This is a genomic window from Micromonospora carbonacea (genome assembly GCF_014205165.1).
Taxonomy (GTDB): domain Bacteria; phylum Actinomycetota; class Actinomycetes; order Mycobacteriales; family Micromonosporaceae; genus Micromonospora; species Micromonospora carbonacea.
In genome coordinates this window covers 4,843,826-4,866,143 of the sequence record NZ_JACHMZ010000001.1, presented here as the reverse complement: position 1 = coordinate 4,866,143, position 22,318 = coordinate 4,843,826, and the positions used below count along the sequence as shown (strand labels likewise).

Below are 22,318 nucleotides of genomic sequence, written 5' to 3'. Positions count from 1 at the left end.
CACGATGGCAACGAGCCCATCCCTCTATCGCGGCGGGAGTCGGCAACGGCGATCGCCCGCCGTCCGAGCGCTGCTCGCCGGTGCGCTCAGCGCTGTGACGGTGGCCGCCGTCGCGGTGGTGATGCCGGCGGCGAACGCCGCCGCGTCCACGCTCGGCGCGGCCGCGGCGCAGTCGGGTCGCTACTTCGGCACCGCCATCGCCGGGGGCCGGCTGAACGACTCCACGTACAGCACCATCGCGGCGCGTGAGTTCAACATGATCACCGCCGAGAACGAGATGAAGCCGGACGCGACGGAGCCCAACCAGGGCCAGTTCAACTTCTCGGCCGGAGACCAGATCTACAACTGGGCCACCCAGCGTGGCCTGAAGGTCCGGGGGCACACCCTGGCCTGGCACGCCCAGCAGCCGGGCTGGATGGAGCGCATGAGCGGCAGCGCGCTGCGCAGCGCCATGATCAACCACATCAACGGCGTGATGGCCCACTACAAGGGCAAGCTCGCCGCGTGGGACGTGGTCAACGAGGCGTTCAACGAGGACGGCAGCCGCCGCCAGTCGAACCTCCAGGGCACCGGCAACGACTGGATCGAGGTGGCGTTCCGCACCGCCCGGGCCGCCGACCCGTCGGTCAAGCTCTGCTACAACGACTACAACATCGAGAACTGGAGCTACGGCAAGACGCAGGGCGTCTACCGGATGATCCAGGACTTTAAGTCCCGCGGCGTGCCGATCGACTGCGTCGGCCTCCAGACCCACTTCACCGGCGGCAGCTCCCTGCCGAGCAACTTCCAGACCACGCTGTCGAGCTTCGCCGCGCTCGGTGTCGACGTGGCGCTGACCGAGGTCGACGTCACCAACGCGTCCACCACCCAGTACGCCGGGCTCACCCAGGCCTGCCTGAACGTGCCCCGCTGCATCGGCATCACCGTCTGGGGCGTCCGCGACAGCGACTCCTGGCGCTCCAACGAGAACCCGCTGCTGTTCGACGGCGGGGGCAACAAGAAGGCCGCGTACACCTCGGTCCTCAACGCCCTCAACGCGGCGCCCCCGACCTCCGGGCCGACCACGGGCCCGCCCACCACGCCCCCGCCCACCACGACCCCGCCGCCGAGCGGCGGCGCCGGCCGGATCGTCGGCGTGCAGTCGGGCCGGTGCATCGACGTGCCGAACTCCACCCAGACCAACGGCACCCGGGTGCAGCTCTACGACTGCAACGGCCAGACCAACCAGCAGTGGACGTACACCGCGAGCAAGCAGTTGATGGTCTATGGCACCAAGTGCCTGGACGCCAACGGCGCGGCCACCGCGAACGGCACCGGGATCATCATCTGGGACTGCAACAACGGGCCGAACCAGCAGTGGAACGTCAACTCCAACGGCACCATCTCCGGCGTCCAGTCCGGCCGCTGCCTCGACGTGTGGGGCACCGGCAACGGGCAGCAGGTCCAGCTCTACGACTGCCACGGGCAGGCCAACCAGCAGTGGCGGACCGACTTCGGTGGTGGCACGCCGCCCACGTCGACCCCGCCGACCACCACGCCGCCGCCGACGGGCGGCTGCGCGCTCCCGTCGACCTACCGGTGGTCGTCGACCGGCGCGCTGACGAGCCCGAAGAACGGCTGGGTCTCGCTCAAGGACTTCACCAACGTCGTCTACAACGGCAAGCACCTGGTCTACGGCTCGTACGTCAACAGCAGCGGCCAGTACAGCTCGATGAACTTCAGCACGTTCACCAACTGGTCCGACATGGCCTCGGCCAGCCAGAACGGGATGAGCCAGGGCACCGTGGCGCCCACGCTGCTGTACTTCGCCCCGAAGAACATCTGGGTGCTGGCGTACCAGTGGGGACCGACCTCGTTCAGCTACAAGACGTCGAGCGACCCGACGAACGCCAACGGCTGGTCCTCGGCGCAGACGCTGTCCACCGCCACCCTCCCGGACGCCCCGTACGGCGTGATCGACCAGACCCTCATCGGCGACGACCAGAACATGTACCTGTTCTTCGCCGGGGACAACGGCAAGATCTACCGGTCGAGCATGCCGATCGGGAACTTCCCGGGCAGCTTCGGCTCGAGCTACACGACGATCATGACCGACTCGACGAACAACCTGTTCGAGGGCGTCGAGGTCTACAAGGTGGCCGGACAGAACCAGTACCTCATGATCGTCGAGGCGATCGGGAGCCAGGGGCAGCGCTACTTCCGGTCGTTCACGTCCAACAGCCTGAGCGGCTCGTGGACCCCGCAGGCCGCCAGCGAGAGCAACCCCTTCGCCGGCAAGGCCAACAGCGGCGCGACGTGGACCAACGACATCAGCCACGGTGACCTGGTCCGCACCAACCCCGACCAGACCAAGACCGTCGACGCCTGCAACCTGCAGTTGCTGTACCAGGGCAAGGACCCCAACGCGAACACCGACTACAACCTGCTGCCGTGGCGGCCGGGTGTGCTGACCCTCCAGCGCTAGGCAGCACCGCACTCGCGCAGAACCGAAGCGTGCCCGGCACCGCACGGTGCCGGGCACGCCTGTCGGCGGACCCTGCCCGAGCCCGGCAACAACCTGCTGGGGGCCGGCTGACTCAGCCGGACAGGTCCTCCGCGAGCAGGTCCATCAGCAGCGCGTCGTGCCAGCTCCCGTCCGCGCCACGCTCGTAGCGGCGCATGATGCCCACCGGACGGAACCCCACCTTCGCGTACGCCCGGATGGCCGCCGTGTTCGCCGCCGCCGGGTCGATGGTGAACCGGTGATGGCCGTACTCGTCGATCAGGTGCCGGGCCAGCGTGCGGATCGCGTCCCCGCCCAGCCCGACGCCGCGTACCGCCGGGTCGAGGAAGACGTCCAGGCTGGCGTGGCGGTAGTCCGGGTCGGTCTCGGCGTACCACTGGATCGCTCCGACCAGCCGCCCGTCGTGCTCGACGGCATAGATCGTCAGCGCGTCGTCGGCCAGATCGGCCCGCATCGACTCGGCCAGGTCGTCGCCGCCCCGCCACCACCGGCGTACCTCGGGGGTGGCCCGGATCGCGGCCAGGGCGGGCACGTCGTCGTCGGTCACCGGTCGCAGTGTCACCGCTTGCCCGCGCAGCACGCCTCAGCCCCGCCGCTCGCCGTGCTCGACGCAGACCGCCGACCAGCCGACCGGCACGACCTGCACCTTCATCCGCCGCCGGCAGGACGCGCACCAGCGTGGCGGCTCCCATGCGCGGGCCGCCTCGCACGCCGGGTGCGCGCCGGCCGCGACCGACTTGCCGCACCTGTCACACCAGCGCGCGGCGGACGGCGCCGTGGTGGGGATGAATCCGGTCACCGCTGCCTCACAGGGTCGCCGAGAGCGCCTTCACCGGCATCTTCAGGTCTTCCAGCAGCTCCAGGTCGGCCGTCGCCGGCCGGCCCAGCGTGGTGAGGTAGTTGCCGACGATGACCGCGTTGATGCCGCCGAGCAGGCCGTCGCGGGTGCCCAGGTCGCCGAGGGTGATCTCCCGGCCGCCGGCGTACCGGAGGATGGTGCGCGGCATGGCCAGCCGGAACGCGGCGATGGCCCGCAGCGCGTCCTTGCCCTCGACCACCGGGCGGTCGCCCAGCGGGGTGCCCGGCCGGGGGTTGAGGAAGTTCAGCGGCACCTCGTGCGGGTCCAGCTCGGCCAGTTGCGCGGCGAACTCGGCCCGCTGCTCCACGGTCTCGCCGAGGCCGAGGATGCCGCCGCAGCAGACCTCCATGCCGGACTCGCGGACCATCCGCAGCGTCTCCCAGCGCTCCTCCCACGAGTGCGTGGTGACCACGTTGGGGAAGTAGGAGCGGCAGGTCTCCAGATTGTGGTTGTAGCGGTGCACGCCCATGTCGACCAGCTCGTCGACCTGCTCCTGGCTGAGCATGCCGAGCGACGCGGCGACCTGGATGTCGACCTCGGCCCGGATCGCGGCGACGCCCTCGCGCATCTGCGTCATCAGCCGGGCGTCGGGGCCGCGCACGGCGGCCACGATGCAGAACTCGGTCGCCCCGGTCGCCGCCGTCTGCTTGGCCGCCTCCACCAGGGAGGGGATGTCCAGCCAGACCGAGCGGACCGGCGAGGCGAACAGCCCGGACTGCGAGCAGAAGTGGCAGTCCTCCGGGCAGCCGCCGGTCTTCAGCGACACGATGCCCTCGACCTCGACCTCCGGCCCGCACCAGCGCATCCGCACCTCGTGGGCCAGCTGGAGGGCGGCCGGGAGGTGCTCGTCGGGCAGGTTCAGCACCGCGAGAACTCCGGCCTGGTCGAGGCCGACGCCGTTCTCCAGCACCTGCTTGCGGGCCTGGTCGAGGATCTCTGGCATGGCTCGTACCCTACAAGGCGCCCGGCGACGAAGAAACGCCCGAGCGCGCGGCCGGGCCACCCGCGCCCGGGTGCGGCCCGACCCCCGCGTCCGACCGGCGGCGGCGTCGCGCGCCGGCCCGCGCCACGCCGCGGCGCGGCCGACTGGTGGTAACTTCGCCCGGCGGAGACGGAGGGGGAGGGGAGCGTGGCGGTGGCGGACTGGCTGGCGGCGCTGCACCGCCGCGCCGAGCTGCGGGCGAAGGCGGGGCTGACCCGCCGGCTGCGCCCCCGCGCCGCGGGCGACGCCGTGGTCGACCTGGCCGGCAACGACTACCTCGGCCTGGCCGCCCACCCCGAGGTCACGGCCGCGGCCGGGCGGGCCCTCTCGGCGTACGGGCTGGGCGCGACCGGTTCCCGGCTGGTGCGCGGCTCCACCGACGCCCACCACGGGCTCGAGGCGGCCCTCGCCGACTGGCTCGGCGTCGACGGCAGCCTCGTCTTCTCCTCCGGCTACCTGGCCAACCTCGGCGCGGTCCGGGCGCTGACGCGGCCGCGTACCCTGCTCGTCTCCGACGCCCACAACCACGCCTCGCTGATCGACGGCTGCCGCATCTCCGGCGCGGAGACCGTGGTGACCCCGCACGCCGACCCGGCGGCGGTCGCCGCCGCGCTGGCCGCCGCGCCGGGCCGGCCGGCGGTGGTGGTCACCGAGTCGGTCTTCTCCGTCGACGGCGACCTCGCGCCGCTGGCCGAGCTGCACGCCGTGGCCCGCCGGCACGGCGCGCTGCTGCTCGTCGACGACGCGCACGCGCTCGGCGTGCTGGGGCCCGCCGGCGCGGGCGGGGTGGCCGCCGCGGGGCTGGCCGGCGAGCCGGACGTGGTGGTCACCGCCACCCTCTCCAAGGCGCTCGGGGGCGCGGGGGGTGTGGTCGCCGGCCCGGCCGAGTTCGTCCGGCACCTGGTCGAGACAGGCCGGACCTTCATCTTCGACACCGCCCTGCCGCCCGCCGTCGCCGCCGGGGTGCGCGCCGCGCTCGACCTGGCCCGCGTCGGCGACGACCTGCGCGCCGAGCTGGCCGGGCGGACCGCGCTGGCCGTCCGCCGGCTGCGCGCCGCCGGGCTTGAGGTCTCCGCGCCGGACGCCGCGGTGGTCTCGGTGACCGCGCCGGGCCCCGAGGCGGCCACGGCCTGGGCCGCCGACTGCGCCGACCGGGGGGTGGCCGTGGGCTGCTTCCGCCCGCCGTCGACGCCGGACAGCCGGTCCCGGCTGCGGCTGACCGTCAACGCCGGGGTCGGCCGGGCGGACTTCGAGCGGGCCCTCGACGTGATCGTGGAATGCGCGCCGTGACCGGCGGCGCGCACGGGTGGACGGGCGGAGGTGACGCCGTGGGCGCGGCGTGGACCGGGCCGGTGCTGATCACCGGCACCGACACGGGGGTCGGCAAGACGGTGGTGACCGCGGCGGTGACCGCCGCCGCCCAGGCGGCCGGGTTGCGGGTCGCCGTGGTCAAGCCCGGCCAGACCGGCACGGCCACCGGCGACCCGGGCGACGTCGACACGGTGACCCGGCTGGCCGCCCCGCTCACCGGCCGCACCCTGGCCAGCTATCCCGACCCGCTGGCCCCGCTGGCGGCGGCCCGGGTGGCCCAGCTGGAGCCGCTGGAGCTGTACGCCGCCGTCGACGCGATCCGCGAGGAGGCCGACAAGCACGACCTCGTGCTGGTCGAGGGGGCCGGCGGGCTGCTCGTGCCGATGGGGCTGCGCCCCTCCGGCGAGGCGTGGACGCTGGCCGACCTGGCGGTGTCGCTCGGCGCGCCCGCCGTGGTGGTGGCCCGTGCCGGCCTGGGCACCCTCAACCACACCGCGCTCACCCTGGAGGCCCTCGACCGGCGCGCCGTGCCGGCCGGCGTGGTGATCGGCGCGTGGCCGGCGGAGCCGGAGCTGGTGCACTGGGCCAACCTGACCGAGCTGGTGCCGCACCTGATCGGCGCGCTGCCGGCGGGCGCCGGGGCGATGGACCCGGGGGTGTTCCGCCGGTCCGCGTCGGGCTGGCTCACCCCCGCCCTCTACGGGGTGCTCGACGACTGGCGATCCTGGGCCGAGGACGCCGGCTGACCGCCCGCGAGCAAGGAAGGGCCCCCTCTTAACGCCTGGGGTAGAGAAGGGGACCCTTCTATACCGTATGCGTTAACAAGGGGCCCTTCCTTACCGGGCGACCACGAAGGCGTCGGGCATCCGGAAGGTGAGGTTGTCCGGGCACCACGGCGGCCGGAGCACGCGTACGCCGTCGAGCAGCGGCGCGGCCTCGGCGACGACCACGGCGGCCTCCAGCCGGGCGAGCTGCGCGCCGACGCAGCGGTGCGCGCCCGCCCCGAACGCGAGGTGCCGGCGCGAGCCGGGCTGCCCGGGGCGGAACTCGTCGGGGGCGGCCACGACCTGCGGGTCGCGGCCGGCGCGAGCCAGCCACAGCACGACGCTGGCGCCCGCCGCCACGGGCCTGCCGCCGAGCGTGGTGTCGACGGCGGCGACGCGCCGCCAGGTGACGATCGGCGGTTCCAGCCGCAGCCCCTCCTCGACCACGTCGGCGACGTCGACGGTGCCGGCGCGCAGCCCGGCGCGTACGGCCGGCTCGGCGGTGAGCCGGTGCAGCAGCAGGGTGAGGAACTGCGAGGTGGTCTCCTGGCCGGCGACGAGCAGGAAGAACAGCGCGCCCACGACCACGTCGTGGGAGTGGCCGGCGGCGCGCAGCCGGGCCGCGAGCCCGCCGCCGGTGGCGGCGAACGCCCGCAGCACCCGGTGGAACCGGCCCACCTCGGCGGCGAGGGCGGCCTGCCGGTCGGCGTCGAGCGGGGCCCAGAACAGCTCCAGGGCCGCGCGGGCGAACTCCTTCACCGCGCCGACCGGCGCGTCGGGCAGCTCGACGAGCCGGGCCAGCACGAGCAGCGGCAGGTCCGCGGCCAGGCCAGCGTACAGATCGACGGGTACGCCCGCGTCCAGCTCCGCCCGCAGCCGGGCGACCCGGTCGCGGACGAGGTCGGTGAGCCAGGGCCGCTGGGCGGCGACCCGGCCCGGGTGCAGGGCGTCGGCGACGATGCCCCGGATCTGCGGGTGGCTGGCCCCGCCGTTGTTGGCCAGGGTCGGCGGCAGCCGGAACCGGTGCCCGGCGAGCACCCGCAGGGCGGCCACCGGGATCGGGGTGACCGCGTCGAGGGCGTTGTCGGGCCGGAAGGTCACCGGGTCGGCGAGCACCCGCCGCACCAGCGCGTGCCGGGTCACCACCAGGTGCGCCGCGCCCACGTGGTCGGTCACGGTCGCGATGTCGGGCCACGGCCCGTCGACGGCATCGCCCCAACCCCGGAACAGCACCGGGTCAACCTAGCGGGCGGCCCCGGGCGGCGCGGGGTCCAGTTCCCACACGGTGGTGTGCTTCACCCGGACGCTCTCCAGGGCCTCGGGCACCGGCACGTCGTAGGCGGCCAGCTCGCGGAACCGCTCGCGGGGCAGGAACGCCCGGCCCGGGTCGCCGACCAGCACCCGCGCGCCGGAGCGGGCGGCCCGCAGCAGGAAGCGCAGCATCCGCCGGGCCATCGCCTCGCTGTAGAAGACGTCCCCGGCGAGCACCACCTCGGCGTCGCCGGCGTCGCCGTCGAGGACGTCGCCGAGCGCGGCGTCGACGCGTACCCCGTTGGCCTCGGCGTTGAGCGCGACGGCGGCCACGGCCCGCTCGTCGATCTCGGCGGCCCGCACGGCCGCAGCGCCCGCGCGGGCGGCGGCGACGGCGACCAGGCCGGAGCCGGAGGCGAGGTCGAGCACCCGGCGGCCGGCGACGACCTCGGGGTGGTCGGTGACGTACCGGGCGAGCGCCTGCCCGCCGGCCCAGGCGAACGCCCAGAACGGCGGCGGCTGGGAGCTGCGGAACTCGCCCTCGGTGAGCTCCCACAGCCCGATCGGCTCGTCGGCCTGGTGCAGCCGGACCTCGGGGACGAAGGCCACCGGGGCGAGCCGCGCGTGCAGCCTCACGAAGGCCGCGGAGAGATCGGACACGCCACCGATTGTCCCTGTCCCGCGATCCCGGGCGTGTCGCGGGTGGGCGGTCACCGGTTCACCACTGTCGGTGAGATGACCCCCCAGGGTTGGCGGTCCGTGCGAACACGCCCGTCTACCCGGTTGTCCGGTTCGCCCATAGCGTTGCCGGATGGATGGATCCGACGGGAGGCGAGGGCGGTGGTGACGGTGGTGCGGTACGCGCTAAGGGTCGGGGTGGTGCTGGCCTGCCTGTCCGGAGCGGGGGTCGGCGTCGCCGCGCCGGCTCGGGCGGCGGCGGCCGGGTTCGCCACCGAGTTGAGTGGCCTGCCGACGGAGTTCACGGCGGGCGACGGGGTGCAGACGGTCTCGGCGGTGGTGTCGCGCCGCGACGGCGGCTGCGTGAAGGTCCGCTGGTCGATGGTGCTCACCGTGCAGGGGATGCGGCTGGACCAGGTGAAGATGGACCGGATCGAGGAGACCGGGCTGTTTCCCCTGGAGATCCGCACCCAGGGCAGCACGGCCCGGCTGACCGACCGGCAGCTCGACCCGGGCACGCTCTGCCCGGGCCGCACGGTGACCGCCCGCTACCGGGTGGCCTTCGCCGAGGACGTCGCCCGGGGGCGGGTGACGCTGGCCGCCGAGGCGTACGACGCGCAGTCGCGGCTGCTGGCCCGGCAGGCGGCGACCCGGGAGGTGATCGGGACGGAGGTCGAGGCGACCCCGACCGCCGCGGCCCCGACGGCCGGGCCGTCGGCGGCCCCGACGGACGAGCCGCTGGAGCCGGCCGGGGTGGACGAGGAGGTCGAGCCGAGCGAGGAGGTGGTGGCCGAGGTGCCGCCGGCCGCGTCGGGCGGGCGTCCGGTGTCGTCGTCGGGCGGCTTCGGGGTGGTGCAGGCGGCGTTCCTGCTCGGCGCGCTGCTGTTGTCGCTCGGGGTGGGGCTGCTGCTGCGGCTGCGGCACCTCACGAAGGCGGCCGACGAGGGCGAGCCGGCTGTGGGGCTGGACTTCGAGCGGGCCGCCCCGCCGCAGCGGGGGTGGGGGCTGCTCCGCCGCTGATGGACTTTACAAAACTCCGTCTCTTGTAAAACGCCGTGACGCGTGCCACAGTCAGGGCGTACCCGGGAGATCGGAGACCGGCGATGACCGCTGACGCGCCCGCGACCGCCCCGCCCGCCGCCTGGCGCGACCCGCGCCGGGCGCTCTGGCCGCTCGCCCTGCTGGTGCCGGCGCTGCCCTTCGCCTCCTGGCTGGCCTGGCGGGGCGGCGCCGGCTCGTGGGCGTGGTGGCTCGCCCCGGCGGTGGTCTTCGGGGTGATCCCGGTGGTCGACCTGCTCGTCGGCGACGACCGGCGCAACCCGCCGGACGAGGCGGTGCCGCGCCTGGCCCGCGACGGCTACTACCGCTGGCTGACCTACCTCTACCTGCCCGCCCAGTACGCCGGCCTGGCGCTCGGCTGCGCCGTGTGGGCCTCGGGCGGGCTGCGCCCGCTCGGCGCGGCCGGGCTGGTCGCCACCCTCGCCGTGGTCGACGGCATCGCCATCAACACGGCACACGAGCTGGGGCACAAGCGGGAGAAGCTGGAGCGCTGGCTGTCGAAGGTGGCCCTCGCCCCGACCGGTTACGGGCACTTCCACGTCGAGCACAACCGGGGCCACCACGTCCGGGTCGCCACCCCGGCCGACCCGGCCAGCTCCCGGCTCGGGGAGAGCTTCTACGCCTTCTGGCCGCGTACCGTGGCCGGCAGCCTGCGCTCGGCGTGGCGGCTGGAGGCCGGCCGGTTCCGCGTCCGGGGCCGCAGCCCGTGGACGCACCGCAACGAGATCCTCACCGCCTGGGCGATGACGGTGGCGCTGTTCGCCGCCCTGGCCGCCGCGTACGGGCCGGGGGTGCTGCCGTTCCTGCTGCTCCAGGCCGTGTTCGGCTTCTCCCTGCTGGAGGTGGTCAACTACCTGGAGCACTACGGCCTGGCGCGGCGGCGCACCCCCGCCGGCCGGTACGAGAAGGTGGACGCCCGGCACAGCTGGAACAGCGACCGGACGGTCACCAACGTCTTCCTGTTCCAGCTCCAGCGGCACAGCGACCACCACGCCAACCCCCTGCGCCGCTATCAGACGCTGCGCAGCTTCGACTGCTCGCCGCAACTGCCCGCCGGGTACGCCACGATGGTCGTGGCGGCCCTCGTGCCGCCCGTGTGGCGGCGGATGATGGACCACCGGGTGCTCGCCCACTACGGCGGCGACCTGGAGGCGGCGAACGTCCACCCGCCGGCGCGGGCCCGGCTGCGCCGGCTAGCCGGCTGACGAGGCCGGGCCGGCGGGGCTGGGCCGTGGGAAAGCGGGTCAGCTCACCGCGTCGGGCTGTGGCTCGGGCTGTGCGGCGCGGCGCGAGCGGTCCTGTGCCGGGGCGGACCAGTCGAGTTGGGCCGGCTCCAGGCCGAGCTCGCGGGCGGCGGCCAGGCGGATCCACTCGGCGAACTGGCGGCGCGAGATCACCCGTTCGTGCACGGCGAACTGCACGGCGAGGCCGTCCATCATGGCGTTGATCCGCCACGCCGCCCCCGCCGGGTCGGCGCACTCGAAGACCCCCTCGCGCACCCCGTCGGCGATCACCGCGGCGAGATCCTCCCGCCAGCGCAGGTCGAGCCGGCGGGAGACCTTCTCCAGCTCCGGGACGCGCAGCGACTCCGACCATCCGTCGATCCACATGGACCACGAGGTCGGCCGGCCGGTCGGCGCGTAGAGCTTGAGCATCCGGCGGAGCTTGACCAGGGGCGAGGCGGCGGACCGGACCACGGCGTCGAGCCGGGCGAGGTCCTGCTCCACCGCGTAGGCGAAGGCCTGGGAGAGGAGTCGCTCCTTGGTGGCGAAGTGGTAGAAGACCAGCGCCTGGCTGACCCCCGCGGCCTGCGCCACGTCGGCCGTGCGGGTGTTTGCCAAGCCCCGTTCCGCGATCACGTCACAGGCCGTGCGCAAGAGGGCATCCAGGCGGATCTCGGCGGCACGTCTCGTCACGTCGCTACCGTAACCTATCCGTTCGTGCACAAACAGTTACCGCTCCGGCGGATTCGGCCCCCCAGAGTCGGAAGTAAGACAATTTCCCCGTCATTGTCGGCCATGTCCCCCGTGTGGTGGGCAGTCCTGTCCAGTCTCCTAGGATGATCTGCGCGGTGTGCCGGAGCCTGCGTCGGGGCCGGGCGGGGGCGCGCCGCCTCGTGCCGGGGTCGCGCGGGCGGGGCGCGACGGAGTCCAGTCAGAGCGGGGGCTGGCCGGGGCCGGGTCGGGACGTCGCGCCGCCATGCCGGCGACATGGTGGTGTCCCCGAGGTGGGGAAGGCCCCATGCCGGCGACACGGTGCGGCGGGGGCTGCGGCCTCGGCGGACGCGCCGGGCGGACCCCGATTTGGCAACCGCTCGCGGGCTCGGCTAAAGTTCTCATCCGTCACCGGGAAACGCCGGGGGCGTGCGGACGTAGCGCAGCTGGTAGCGCATCACCTTGCCAAGGTGAGGGTCGCGGGTTCGAATCCCGTCGTCCGCTCGGATCTGCCGCCACGCATGTCGGGGGCAACCTCGGTGGAGTGGCCGAGAGGCGAGGCAACGGCCTGCAAAGCCGTGTACACGGGTTCAAATCCCGTCTCCACCTCGGCAGTTGACGAGGGCGATTGGCGCAGTGGGAGCGCGCTTCCTTGACACGGAAGAGGTCACTGGTTCAAACCCAGTATCGCCCACCACGGGTAACGGCCCGGCACCGCACAGGTGCCGGGCCGTTTCGCCATCGAGTCCGCCGCCCGGTTCGCCGTGCGGAAGCGTGCGCGGCGGAGAGGGCGAGATCTCGGCGGGCTCGCCTACAGCGGCGGCGCGACGTCCCGACGCTCCTCGACGCGGCGGTACTCGACCGGCTCGGTGGTGGTGACCACCTCGCGACGGCGGCCCCAGACCAGCGTGGTCATGACGAGGCCGAGCGCGCCGGCGGCCATCAGGATCCAGCCGACGACGTCCAGGTCGACGCCGCCGACGGTGGCGTCCATGGCGAACGTGAGGATCGCGCCGACCGCGATCAGGAAGATGCTCGTACCGATACCCACGACAGCCTCCTTCGGGGGATGCAGTGTGCTGTCGAGGTGGACAAGTACCCCGCCGGTGAACTGCGTAATCGGCGGCGCTCGCCGCGTACGCGAGGGGAGTTTGTTCGGCGATCTTGCCATCGGGTACAGTTCACCCCGTCGCCGGCGAACGCCTGCGGCACGCGGACGTAGCGCAGCTGGTAGCGCATCACCTTGCCAAGGTGAGGGTCGCGGGTTCGAATCCCGTCGTCCGCTCGCGATCCGCCCTCCGGGGCCGACCGCAGCCGGGCCGGCATCTGCCGCGGGCCGGTGAGCGCGGGCGATTGGCGCAGTGGGAGCGCGCTTCCTTGACACGGAAGAGGTCACTGGTTCAAACCCAGTATCGCCCACCATCCACGTGTGCTGCGCAGTTGGTCCGTTGCCGGATGCCCGGCAACGGACCTTGGTGTTTCTTGCTCCTTACGTTGCGGGCGGGTGGGAGCACATGATCGTTCAGCTTCCCGCGGGGACCGGTCTGCGGTGTGGGTGGGGACCGGACGCCGGGGTCGCCAACCGTCCATGGCGTCGAACCAGCATCGACGTTACTCAATGGGCAGGCCGCTGACCTGCGGAAATTGTCGCTCCCGTAGTTCGTGGGATTGGCATGGACCGTATTGCCGCAGAGAAATCCCATGTACGGACGTCAATAGAGATCTCTTGCGATTCGCTCTACACCGGTGTAGGAAATGTAGTGCCGCTGGTGTGGATGTGGGCCGTCGTGGCTGTCGGGAGCGTCTCGATAGTCGATCTCGATGGTGAGGCGCGTGCCTTCGCTGCGGCAGGCCTTGACGCTCTGAGAGGAGCAGCAACGCGATGTCACACAGCAGTGGCCCCCGAATGACCAGCCTTGTCGCAGCCGCGGCTTTGGTGACGTCGGCAATCGCGGCCGCCCCGGCGGCTGCCGCGACCGACACATGGCATTCGCACGACGACGTCTATCACTACTTCAAGGTGCCGCAGTCGCAGGTCAGCAGCATCGTCGGCGGCACGCCGGCGACGCTCGAACTGGAGGCGAACATCGGCCCGAGCGGCACCTGGTCGGCGCTCGTGCTCGACCCGAGTGGCTCGGACTACGCCGCGAACGTCGGTCCGCTGGAGCCCGGGCTGTACTACTACCAGTACACCGCGACCATGCAGGACAGGTCGAAGGTGTCCTTCCGCCAGCCTGGCAGCCCGGTGGCGGTGACGTCGAAGCCGAACTGGAACACCTTCTTCGTGCCGGGTGAGTCGGTCGAGTGGATGGACGACGTCGCCGCGGGCGGGACGGTGGAGGAACTGCCCTACCCGGGCGCGACGGCGGCGCAGCACCGCACCGCCCTGGTGTGGACGCCGCCCGGCTACGACGCCGCCCGGGCCGAGGCGTACCCGGTCCTGTACCTGCTGAGCGGCGAGGGCCAGACCGCTCGTGAGTGGCTGGAACTCGGCCGGGCGAAGCAGATCCTCGACAACCTGGTCGCCGGCAGGGACGCCAAGCCGATGGTGGTCGTGATGGCCGACGCCGGTTCCGCCGACCCCCGCGCCGAGCTGCTCGACGCCATCGTCCCCGCAGCGCGGGCCGGCTACAACGTCTCGTCTCGGGCCCAGGGCCAGGCGCTGGCCGGGGTCGCCACGGGTGCCGAGCAGGCGATGAGCATCCTCCGCAGCGATCCCGGCGCATTCGCCTACGTCGGCTCCTTCTCCGGCTCCGTCGACGGCTCGATCACCAGGGCGGAGGCCAGAGCGATCAACAAGGGCACCGAGCTGCTCCGGGTATACGTCGGCGACACGCTCGACCCGTCCTACAACGACAACTACGACCTGCTGGTGGACCTGAAGAGGTCCGGAGTGAAGTTCGAGTTCGACGGCGTCAACCCCGACGACGGCGCCACCTGGGACGCGTGGCGGGAGAACCTGCGAGACTTCGCCGCTCGGCTCTTCGGGCAGAAGGTCGTCTCCCACGGCGCCAGCAAGGGACACCGTGCGCTGACCCGGCCGTACGCGCCCCCTCCGGCCGGGTCGATCACGACCCCGCACATCGACCCGCACGGCATCGTCACGTTCGAGACCGGCACCCAGTGGGCCGGTGCCAGGGACGTCACGATCTGGGGCAACTGGGCCCCGAACGGCCAGTGGTTCCGGATCCCGATGGACAAGCAGCCCGACGGCCGCTGGCGCAGCACGATCGGGCCGCTCGACGGCTACCACTACTACCGGTACGTGGTCGACGGCGTCGACAAGAAGGACCCCGCCGACACCGTCAACACCCATGTGATGGAGTCGCAGCTCTTCGTGCCGGGCAAGTCCGACGCGATGCTGGCCGACGTCCCCGAAGGCAGGGGCGGCACGGTCTCGCTGATGACCTACGACGGCGGCCAGGGCGCAGAGCGCTACGCGTACGTCTGGACGCCGCCCGGCTACGATGCCGACCGCGCAGCTGCCTACCCGGTGCTGTACCTGTACCACGGCGGGGGCCAGAACTACGGCAGCTGGATCGAGACCGGGCGTGCCCGGCAGATCCTCGACAACAATTACCTCAACGGAACAATGGCGCCGATGGTCGTGGTCATGCCCGACCAGAATGGCGTCGACTTCTGGACCGACCTCAGCCAGCACGTGATGCCGACCGCGGCGGAAAAGTACAACATCTCGACTGATTCGGATGAGCAGGCGCTCGCCGGTCTGTCGTGGGGGGCCATGAACACCCTCGGCACGTGGCTCAATCACCCGGGCGAGTTCGCCTACATCGGTGCCTTCTCCGGGGGCCTGCTCTCCTATCCCACCGTCGACGCCCGGGCGGTCAACGAAAGCACCAAGCTGGCAAGGCTGTACTCCGGTGACGTCGACTTCACGTACTCGTTCACGCAGGAGGCGATGAAGTGGCTGACCGCCCAGGGCATCGAGTACGAGTACGCCGGCACCTGGGTCGGACCGCATGGCTTCGACATCTGGATGGCGAATCTGATCGACTTCGTGCCGCGGCTCTTCGCGCCTGAGTACCGGTTCGGCGGGGTGCGGCCACCGCTGGCCGGCGACGGCTCCGACGTCGTCGAGGCCGGACGCCCCGTGCCGGTCAAGTTCACCGTGACCGACGCAGCCGGCGAGGCGGTCACCGACGCGGAGCCGCGCATCTACCTCGTGAAGAAGACCGACGGCGTGGCCGGCCACCGGGTTCCGGCCACACCTGTCCGGGAGAGGGCGGACAACACCGCACGCTACAGCGCCGCGAGAGACCAGTACGTCTTCGACTGGGACACCACCGGGCTCGCCCGGGGCGCCTACGAGCTGCAGATCGACCTGGTCCGCGGCTCCGTGCACACCATCGCCCTGACCGTCAGCTGACCTTGCGTCATGCGGCCGGCCCGCCCCGGAGCGGGTGGGTCGGTCGCTGCGTCCGGGGTCGTGAAGGGGGCAGGCGGCCGACGATTCGAGGAGCGGCGGGAGGGGCTGTGGCACGCAAGACCAACGGGTCGGCGACGATGCGCGACGTCGCCCGACTCGCCGGTGTGTCGATCAAGACGGTGTCCAACATCCTCAACGGCTATCAGTACGTGCGCCCGGAGACCCGCGAGCGGGTGGACGACGCGATCCGTGAGCTGGGCTACCACGTGAACGTGTCGGCGCGGAACCTGAGCCGAGGCCGGACGGGGGCGATCGCTCTGGTGCTGCCGGCGCTGCGCGGTGTCTACTTCGCCGAGCTCGCGGACGCCGTCATGCGAGAGGCGTCCAGGCGGGGCCTGACCGTCTTCATCGAGCAGACCAACGCCGAGCGCGACCGCGAGTTGCGGGTCCTGGACGGCAGCTACCGGTCACGCTTCGACGGCGTGCTGTACTCGCCGCTCGCGCTGGGCCAGCACGACCTCCCGCTGTTCGACGTCGACTTCCCCCTCGTGCTCCTGGGTGAGCGGGTGTTCGATGGCGGCGTCGACCACGTCACGATGAGCAACGTCGAGGGAGCGCGTGCGGCGACCGAGCACGTCCTGGACCGCGGGGCGACCACGGTGGTTCCCCTGGGAGTCAAGGACGACCCGTCGCCGAGCAGCGGGACGCTGCGGTTCCAGGGCTTCCGGGACGCCCTCCGGTCGCGGGGGTTGGACGTCGACCCACGCGCGGTCATCGGTGTGCCCGACTACTTCCACGCCACCGGCGCCGCGGCGATCGCTCGTATCCTGGACAGCGGCGTCGAACCCGACGCGGTCGTGGCGTTCACCGACACACTCGCGCTGGGCGCGCTCGCCGCCCTTCAGGACCGCGGTCTACGGGTTCCCGAGGACGTCCTGTTGATCGGCTTCGACAACATCGACGAGGCGAACTACTCCCGTCCTCCGCTGAGCACCATCGATCCCGGACGCGACGTGATCGCACACCGGGCGGTCGCGCTGATGGAGGAGCGGATCCAGCTCCAGTTCGACGGCGTGCCGCGAGAGGAGCGGCCGGCGCCCCGGCGGATAGTCATCGACTTCGAACTGATTCAGAGGCAGTCGACGCTGCGCTGAGGCCGTCCCGCCACGCTCCCTGCGGTGACGGTATGGGGCATCGACCCCGCGAAGTCATCGATAGATTCGAGCTCTTCAACGTGAAGGGGAGGGGACCCTCGATGGTGAAGACCAGTTTCGCGCCCTCGCGCGCAAGGGGGCACGGCAGAGGCGTCAGGAGCCCAGGACGCAGGTCCTTGGCGTTCGGGCTGGCGTGTGCGGTGGCGGCGAGCGGGCTCGCCGCGTTCACGCGGCCGGCTTCGGCCTCGGCCGAGGACCCGCCGGCGTACCGGAACACCTCGCTTCCATTCAGTGTCCGGGCGGCGGACCTGGTGTCGCGCATGACGCTGGAGGAGAAGTACGACCAGCTCATAGCGATGCAGCCGCATGCGACCTGGCGTCCGAAGCCGAAGGCGATCGACCGGCTCGGCGTGAAGTCGTACGGATACTGGGGAGAGGCGAACCACGGGATCTACTTCCCGACCGTCCCCGGCAACAGCAACTACACGCAGTACCCACAGAGCACCTCCATCGCATCGACGTGGAATCCGGGCATCACCCGGGAGATCGCCGGCGGTATCGCTGACGAGGCCCGCGTGACCTACAACACGTCCTGCCCGCCGGGCGTGCCGAACCCCGACCCCGCCGGTGGTGCCTGTCACGGCCTCACCTACTGGTCGCCGAACCAGAACCTCAACCGCGACCCCCGGTGGGGGCGGGCGGACGAGTCCTACACCGAGGATCCCTTCCTGGCAGGCCAGGTGGCCGGCGCCTTCGTGACCGGTCTACAGGGCGACACCGCGTCACGTCCCGACACGGTTCCCACCGGTGCGGCCGACTACATCCAGGCGGTCGCCACGCCCAAGCACTACCTGGCGAACAACTCCGAGGCGAACCGCGACTTCGGCACGTCGAACATCACCGAGCGTTCGATGCACGAGTATTTCCTGCCGCCCTTCGCGGCCTCGGCCGGCGAGGCGGGTGCGCGGTCGCTGATGGCCGCCTACAACGCCTTCTCCGTGGTGGAGGACTACACCACGGACTACCCGTCCGCATCGAGCTACCCCACCCTGTGGAGCCCCCGCGACGATGTCACACCCGGCGGTACGCCCGGGACGCCGGCCGCGGCGAGCCGGTACGCCATCGAGACCATGCTGCGCAGGTCGTACGGCTTCGACGGTTTCGTCGTCTCCGACTGCGATGCGATCACCCGCGTGCACGGAACCGGGACGTCAGGACACTCGTGGCACCCCGTCCAACTCGGCGGGCAGACGCAGATCAGCAAGACCCTCGGCAACGCCTGGGCGCTCAAGGCCGGCACCGATCTCGACTGCTCGGGCGGCGACTACCCGACGGCGAGCGGACTCCCGGCAGCTCAGAGCCAGGGCTTCGTCAGCGAGGCCGACGTCGACATCGCGCTCGTGCGCGCCTTCACCGCGCGGTTCCAGCTGGGCGAGTTCGATCCCGTCGCCTCGGTCCCGTGGAACAGCGATTCCTACTCGCTGTCGGAGGCCGGCGACCCCGATGTGAAGCTGGCCTCGCCGGCGCACCGTGCGGTCGCGCACGAGTCCGCCCTCGAGGCACCCGTGCTGCTCAAGAACGCCGGCGGGGCGCTCCCGTTCGCGGGCGCGGCGTCCGGCAAGACGGTCGCCCTCGGGCACGTGGACACCCTCAACAACTTCCAGTCGGGCTCCTACTCCGGGCCCACGGCGGTCGACACCACCTTCGCCCAGGCGTTGGCCGAGCGGACGGGGTCGGCTCCCTCGGCCGTGACCGCGGGCTCCACGACGCCGTTCCTGTCCAGCCACCTTGCGGTGTTCCCCGACGTCCTCGACGCCGACGGCACCGCGATCACCACCTCCGGGTGCGCCAGCAGCCCCTGCGATCCCGTGGCGGACGCGGCGACCGCCGAATACCAGATCTCACAGGCTGACAACGTCGTGGTCGTCGTCGGTCACCGGAACAACGACGGCGGAGAGGGCACGGACCGCTCGACGGTCGTTCTGCCGCGCATGCAGGCCGAGCTGATCCGGGACTCGATCGCCCCGCTCGCACAGAAGTACGGCAAGAAGATCGCGGTGTGGATCCAGGCCAAGACCATGGTCGACGTCAGCGCGTTCAAGGACCTGCCGAGCGTGGGGGCGATCGTCTGGTCGTCCTTCAACGGCATGTACCAGGGCAAGGCGATGGCCGAGTTGCTGTTCAACGACGCGGTGGCGCTGGAGGACGGGCGTACCGCGGTGGCCAACTTCTCCGGCAAGCTGCCGCTGACCTGGTACTCCGACGTCGACGCGCAACTCGGGCCGGCGGCCGCTCCGGACCGCGCGGTCGAGGACTACCGGATGACCAGGGCGGAGGGCGCCAGGTGCGGCCGGACCTACCTCTACTACCAGGTCGGTCCTGGTTGCGCGGCTCCCCACTACGTGTTCGGTCAGGGCCTGTCCTACTCGCCCTTCGGCTACGGCACGCCGAGACTGTCGTCGTCGAAGATCACTCCCGACGAGTCGGTGACGGTCTCGGTGCCCGTGTCGAACCGGGCCGCCGATCGCCCGGGCAAGGCTGTCGTGGAGGTCTACGCCAGGGCCCCGCAGGGCGCCGACGGTAGCCAGCGCCCGCTCAAGCAGCTGAAGGGTTTCGTCAAGAGCGACCTGGTCGCTGCGAAGACCACGACGGTGAAGGTCACCATCGACGCCGGTGACCTGTGGTTCTGGGACGACGTGAAGCACAGGAAGGTGTTTCCCACGGGCGACTGGACCATCCTGGCCGGGCCGAGCTCGGCCGACGCCGACCTGAAGTCGGTGAAGCTGCGGGTGACCGGACGCCGGACGCCCGGCGTCGAGGTGGTCTCGGCCCAGCCGGACGCCACCGAGTTGAGCCTGGACACCCCCGACAACCGGATCAATGCGCGACTGTCGGTCACCAGGCACGACATGACGTTCTGGAAGCTGTCCGATCGGGCGCTCAAGGTGACGTACGCCTCCTCCGACCCGTCGGTCGCGACGGTCGACGCCCGCGGCTCGGTCAGGCCGGTGTCCACCGGCGCCGTCCTGATCACGGCCAGGGCCACCGCCAACGGGGAGAGCAGGTCGACCACGTTCCCGGTCGTGGTGACCTCCGGCGCACCGGACGCCACCGGCTCGGCGTTCCCGAACGCCTACCTGTCGCGGGTCGACTTCGGCGACCGGGCAGTCAGGCTCGACCAGGCATCCTCGGGGACGCAGCTGTCCGCGCGGGTGTTCCCGGCGGACCCGACGGCGACGTACAGCTACCAGATCGCCCCGATGGACACCAACACCGCCGGTGCGAGCGTCACCCCGGCGGGAGTCCTGACCGCGGCGAGGACCGGGCACGTGCGGGTGACCGTCACGGCAACCGGTGCCGGCGTGCAGACGTCGGAGTCCGCCCTGATGACGATCACACCCGGGCGCCGGTGGGACACCACCGGGGTGGCCCCGGCCCCTACGAGTTGGAGATCGACCCGGGCGACGGCTCCGTTCACGCCGTCGCCCTGACCATCGACCGACCTCGCGTCACGCGGCCGGCCCGCCCGATCCGGGGCGGGCCGGCCGGGTCCGGCGACGGTGTCGGGGCGCCCTCGTAGACTCGCCGGATGACTTCCCCCAGCGACACGCTCGCCGAGACTCCGCTGGGCGTGCTCCGGCGGGTCTTCGGCTACGACGCCTTCCGGGGCGAGCAGCAGGAGATCATCGACCACGTGGTCGGCGGCGGCGACGCCCTGGTCCTCATGCCCACCGGCGGCGGCAAGTCGCTGTGTTACCAGATCCCCGCGCTGGTGCGCGACGGCGTCGCGGTGGTCGTCTCCCCGCTGATCGCCCTCATGCAGGACCAGGTGGACGCGCTCACCGCCGTCGGGGCGCGCGCCGGCTTCCTCAACTCCACCCTCGACCCCGACGCCCGCCGCCTCGTCGAGGCGCAGTTCGTCGCCGGGGAGCTGGACCTGCTCTACCTCGCCCCCGAGGCGCTGGGCAGCGCGGGCACGCTGCGACTGCTCGACCGGGGCCGCATCGCGCTGTTCGCCATCGACGAGGCGCACTGCGTGGCGCAGTGGGGCCACGACTTCCGCCCCGACTATCTCGCGTTGTCGATGCTGCACGAGCGCTGGCCCGACGTGCCGCGCATCGCGCTGACCGCCACCGCCACCGCCGAGACCGCGAAGGAGATCGCCACCCGGCTCGACCTCACCGGGGCGCGGCACTTCGTGGCCAGCTTCGACCGGCCCAACATCCAGTACCGGATCGTGGCCAAGCGGGAGCCCCGCAAGCAACTGCTCGACCTGATCCGCGCCGAGCACCCGGGCGACGCCGGGATCGTCTACTGCCTGTCCCGCGCCTCGGTCGACAAGACCGCCGAGTTCCTCGTCGCCAACGGCGTCGCCGCGCTGCCCTACCACGCGGGGCTCGACGCGGCGACCCGCGCCGACCACCAGAAGCGGTTCCTGCGCGACGACGGCCTGGTCATGGTCGCCACCATTGCCTTCGGCATGGGCATCGACAAGCCCGACGTGCGGTTCGTCGCCCACCTCGACCTGCCGCGCTCCGTGGAGGGCTACTACCAGGAGACCGGCCGCGCCGGCCGCGACGGCCTGCCGTCGACGGCCTGGCTGGCGTACGGGTTGCAGGACGTGGTGCAGCAGCGCAAGATGATCGACTCCTCGGAGGGCGACGCGGCGCACCGGCGGGTGCTCGCCGCCCACCTCGACGCCATGCTCGCCCTCTGCGAGACCGTCGAGTGCCGCCGGGTGCGGCTGCTCAGCTACTTCGGGCAGGCGAGCGGGCCGTGCGGCAACTGCGACACCTGCCTGGAGCCGCCCGAGTCGTGGGACGGCACGATCGCCGCCCAGAAGCTGCTGTCGACGGTGCTGCGGCTGCACCGCGAACGCAACCAGAAGTTCGGCGCGGGCCAGTGCATCGACATCCTGCTCGGCCGGCGCACCGAGAAGGTCGTCCAGCACCGGCACGACTCGCTGACCGTGTTCGGCATCGGCGAGGAGCTGAGCGAGGCCGAGTGGCGGGGCGTCGTGCGGCAGCTCCTCGCGCAGGGCCTGCTGGCCGTCGAGGGCGACTACGGCACGCTCGTGCTCACCGACGCCAGCGCCGAGGTGCTGGGCCGCCGCCGGCCGGTGCCGATGCGCCGGGAGACCGTCCGGCCGCCGAAGGCGCGGTCGGCGGCGAAGGCCCGCCCCGGCGCGGCGGCGGTCGTCGAGCTGTCCGCCGAGGCCGAGCCCGTGTTCGAGCGGCTGCGCGCCTGGCGGGCGGCCACGGCCAAGGAGCAGGGCGTGCCCGCGTACGTGGTGTTCCACGACGCCACGCTGCGGCAGATCGCCGCCGATCCGCCGTCGACGCTGGACGAGCTGGCCCGGGTCAACGGCGTCGGCGAGGCCAAGCTCGCCCGCTACGGCGAGCAGCTCCTCGCCGCGCTGGGGTAAGGAAGGGCACC

Annotated in this window: 16 protein-coding genes and 5 tRNA genes; 14 read left to right on the top strand and 7 right to left on the bottom strand. The window is 72.2% G+C overall.

Features of this window, described 5'->3' with window-relative positions; all coding sequences use genetic code 11:
* Nucleotides 1–4: 4 nt before the first annotated feature.
* Nucleotides 5–2,464: a non-reducing end alpha-L-arabinofuranosidase family hydrolase gene (locus HDA31_RS20190; RefSeq protein WP_178063980.1), complete on the top strand. Its 2,460-nt coding sequence runs from the start codon at nucleotides 5–7 to the stop codon at nucleotides 2,462–2,464.
* A 112-nt stretch (nucleotides 2,465–2,576) separates the two neighbouring features.
* On the opposite strand, the gene HDA31_RS20185 is transcribed toward HDA31_RS20190, so the two are convergent.
* From HDA31_RS20185 to bioB, 3 genes are read right to left on the bottom strand one after another with little or no spacing between them, the layout of a single operon-like run.
* Nucleotides 2,577–3,083: a GNAT family N-acetyltransferase gene (locus HDA31_RS20185; RefSeq protein WP_074479143.1), complete on the bottom strand. Its 507-nt coding sequence runs from the start codon at nucleotides 3,081–3,083 to the stop codon at nucleotides 2,577–2,579.
* A 3-nt stretch (nucleotides 3,084–3,086) separates the two neighbouring features.
* Nucleotides 3,087–3,302: a biotin synthase auxiliary protein BsaP gene (bsaP, locus tag HDA31_RS20180; RefSeq protein ID WP_178063981.1), complete on the bottom strand. Its 216-nt coding sequence runs from the start codon at nucleotides 3,300–3,302 to the stop codon at nucleotides 3,087–3,089.
* Nucleotides 3,303–3,309: 7 nt separating this feature from the next.
* Nucleotides 3,310–4,305 (bottom strand): biotin synthase BioB, encoded by a 996-nt coding sequence (bioB, locus tag HDA31_RS20175; RefSeq protein WP_074479145.1) that lies wholly within the window; start codon nucleotides 4,303–4,305, stop codon nucleotides 3,310–3,312.
* A 192-nt stretch (nucleotides 4,306–4,497) separates the two neighbouring features.
* Between bioB and HDA31_RS20170 the strand changes: the two genes are divergently transcribed.
* Complete coding sequence (locus HDA31_RS20170; protein ID WP_178067210.1) at nucleotides 4,498–5,634, top strand: 8-amino-7-oxononanoate synthase; 1,137 nt, start codon at nucleotides 4,498–4,500, stop codon at nucleotides 5,632–5,634.
* Nucleotides 5,635–5,696: 62 nt separating this feature from the next.
* The gene (gene bioD, locus HDA31_RS20165; RefSeq protein ID WP_178067208.1) at nucleotides 5,697–6,401 is read left to right on the top strand and encodes a dethiobiotin synthase; all 705 of its coding nucleotides are present in this window, start codon (nucleotides 5,697–5,699) and stop codon (nucleotides 6,399–6,401) included.
* Between the two features lie 90 nt (nucleotides 6,402–6,491).
* On the opposite strand, the gene HDA31_RS20160 is transcribed toward bioD, so the two are convergent.
* Together HDA31_RS20160 and HDA31_RS20155 are read right to left on the bottom strand one after the other, a co-directional pair.
* Nucleotides 6,492–7,652 (bottom strand): cytochrome P450, encoded by a 1,161-nt coding sequence (locus HDA31_RS20160; protein WP_178063982.1) that lies wholly within the window; start codon nucleotides 7,650–7,652, stop codon nucleotides 6,492–6,494.
* 9 nt (nucleotides 7,653–7,661) lie between these two features.
* Nucleotides 7,662–8,330: a class I SAM-dependent methyltransferase gene (locus HDA31_RS20155; RefSeq protein ID WP_074479147.1), complete on the bottom strand. Its 669-nt coding sequence runs from the start codon at nucleotides 8,328–8,330 to the stop codon at nucleotides 7,662–7,664.
* Between the two features lie 180 nt (nucleotides 8,331–8,510).
* On the opposite strand from HDA31_RS20155, the gene HDA31_RS20150 reads away from it, so the two are divergent.
* A complete protein-coding gene (locus HDA31_RS20150; protein ID WP_246384511.1) occupies nucleotides 8,511–9,368 on the top strand; it encodes a hypothetical protein in 858 nt (285 codons plus the stop codon).
* Between the two features lie 83 nt (nucleotides 9,369–9,451).
* Nucleotides 9,452–10,612, top strand: coding sequence for an alkane 1-monooxygenase (locus HDA31_RS20145; RefSeq protein WP_178063984.1), 1,161 nt, complete (start codon nucleotides 9,452–9,454; stop codon nucleotides 10,610–10,612).
* Between the two features lie 39 nt (nucleotides 10,613–10,651).
* Here the strand turns inward: HDA31_RS20145 and HDA31_RS20140 are convergent, their stop codons facing one another.
* Nucleotides 10,652–11,323, bottom strand: coding sequence for a TetR/AcrR family transcriptional regulator (locus HDA31_RS20140; protein WP_178063985.1), 672 nt, complete (start codon nucleotides 11,321–11,323; stop codon nucleotides 10,652–10,654).
* Between the two features lie 449 nt (nucleotides 11,324–11,772).
* Between HDA31_RS20140 and HDA31_RS20135 the strand changes: the two genes are divergently transcribed.
* The 3 genes from HDA31_RS20135 (at nucleotide 11,773) to HDA31_RS20125 (ending at nucleotide 12,038) form a co-directional block, all read left to right on the top strand.
* A tRNA-Gly gene (locus tag HDA31_RS20135) sits at nucleotides 11,773–11,845 on the top strand.
* Nucleotides 11,846–11,879: 34 nt separating this feature from the next.
* Nucleotides 11,880–11,950: transfer RNA gene (locus HDA31_RS20130), tRNA-Cys, on the top strand.
* A 13-nt stretch (nucleotides 11,951–11,963) separates the two neighbouring features.
* Nucleotides 11,964–12,038 (top strand) — tRNA-Val (locus HDA31_RS20125).
* Between the two features lie 114 nt (nucleotides 12,039–12,152).
* Here HDA31_RS20125 and HDA31_RS20120 read toward each other — a convergent pair.
* Complete coding sequence (locus HDA31_RS20120; RefSeq protein ID WP_043962588.1) at nucleotides 12,153–12,392, bottom strand: DUF6458 family protein; 240 nt, start codon at nucleotides 12,390–12,392, stop codon at nucleotides 12,153–12,155.
* Nucleotides 12,393–12,553: 161 nt separating this feature from the next.
* Between HDA31_RS20120 and HDA31_RS20115 the strand changes: the two genes are divergently transcribed.
* The 6 genes from HDA31_RS20115 to recQ all read left to right on the top strand — a co-directional run bounded on the left by HDA31_RS20115 (nucleotide 12,554) and on the right by recQ (nucleotide 22,307).
* Nucleotides 12,554–12,626 (top strand) — tRNA-Gly (locus tag HDA31_RS20115).
* Nucleotides 12,627–12,688: 62 nt separating this feature from the next.
* Nucleotides 12,689–12,763, top strand: a tRNA-Val gene (locus HDA31_RS20110).
* 514 nt (nucleotides 12,764–13,277) lie between these two features.
* A complete protein-coding gene (locus HDA31_RS20105; protein ID WP_178063986.1) occupies nucleotides 13,278–15,728 on the top strand; it encodes an alpha/beta hydrolase-fold protein in 2,451 nt (816 codons plus the stop codon).
* Between the two features lie 137 nt (nucleotides 15,729–15,865).
* Complete coding sequence (locus tag HDA31_RS20100; RefSeq protein WP_178063987.1) at nucleotides 15,866–16,882, top strand: LacI family DNA-binding transcriptional regulator; 1,017 nt, start codon at nucleotides 15,866–15,868, stop codon at nucleotides 16,880–16,882.
* A gap of 176 nt (nucleotides 16,883–17,058) precedes the next feature.
* A complete protein-coding gene (locus tag HDA31_RS20095) occupies nucleotides 17,059–20,373 on the top strand; it encodes a glycoside hydrolase family 3 C-terminal domain-containing protein (protein ID WP_178063988.1) in 3,315 nt (1,104 codons plus the stop codon).
* A gap of 98 nt (nucleotides 20,374–20,471) precedes the next feature.
* Nucleotides 20,472–22,307, top strand: a complete 1,836-nt coding sequence (recQ, locus tag HDA31_RS20090) for a DNA helicase RecQ (RefSeq protein ID WP_178063989.1) — start codon at nucleotides 20,472–20,474, stop codon at nucleotides 22,305–22,307.
* Nucleotides 22,308–22,318 lie beyond the last annotated feature (11 nt).

Bases quoted from the DNA above. Each gene is read 5' to 3' on its own strand.
- recQ (WP_178063989.1), top strand. From the start codon at position 20,472: ATGACTTCCCCCAGCGACACGCTCGCCGAGACTCCGCTGGGCGTGCTC.
- HDA31_RS20145 (WP_178063984.1), top strand. From the start codon at position 9,452: ATGACCGCTGACGCGCCCGCGACCGCCCCGCCCGCCGCCTGGCGCGAC.
- HDA31_RS20100 (WP_178063987.1), top strand. From the start codon at position 15,866: ATGCGCGACGTCGCCCGACTCGCCGGTGTGTCGATCAAGACGGTGTCC.
- bioB (WP_074479145.1), bottom strand. From the start codon at position 4,305: ATGCCAGAGATCCTCGACCAGGCCCGCAAGCAGGTGCTGGAGAACGGC.
- HDA31_RS20190 (WP_178063980.1), top strand. From the start codon at position 5: ATGGCAACGAGCCCATCCCTCTATCGCGGCGGGAGTCGGCAACGGCGA.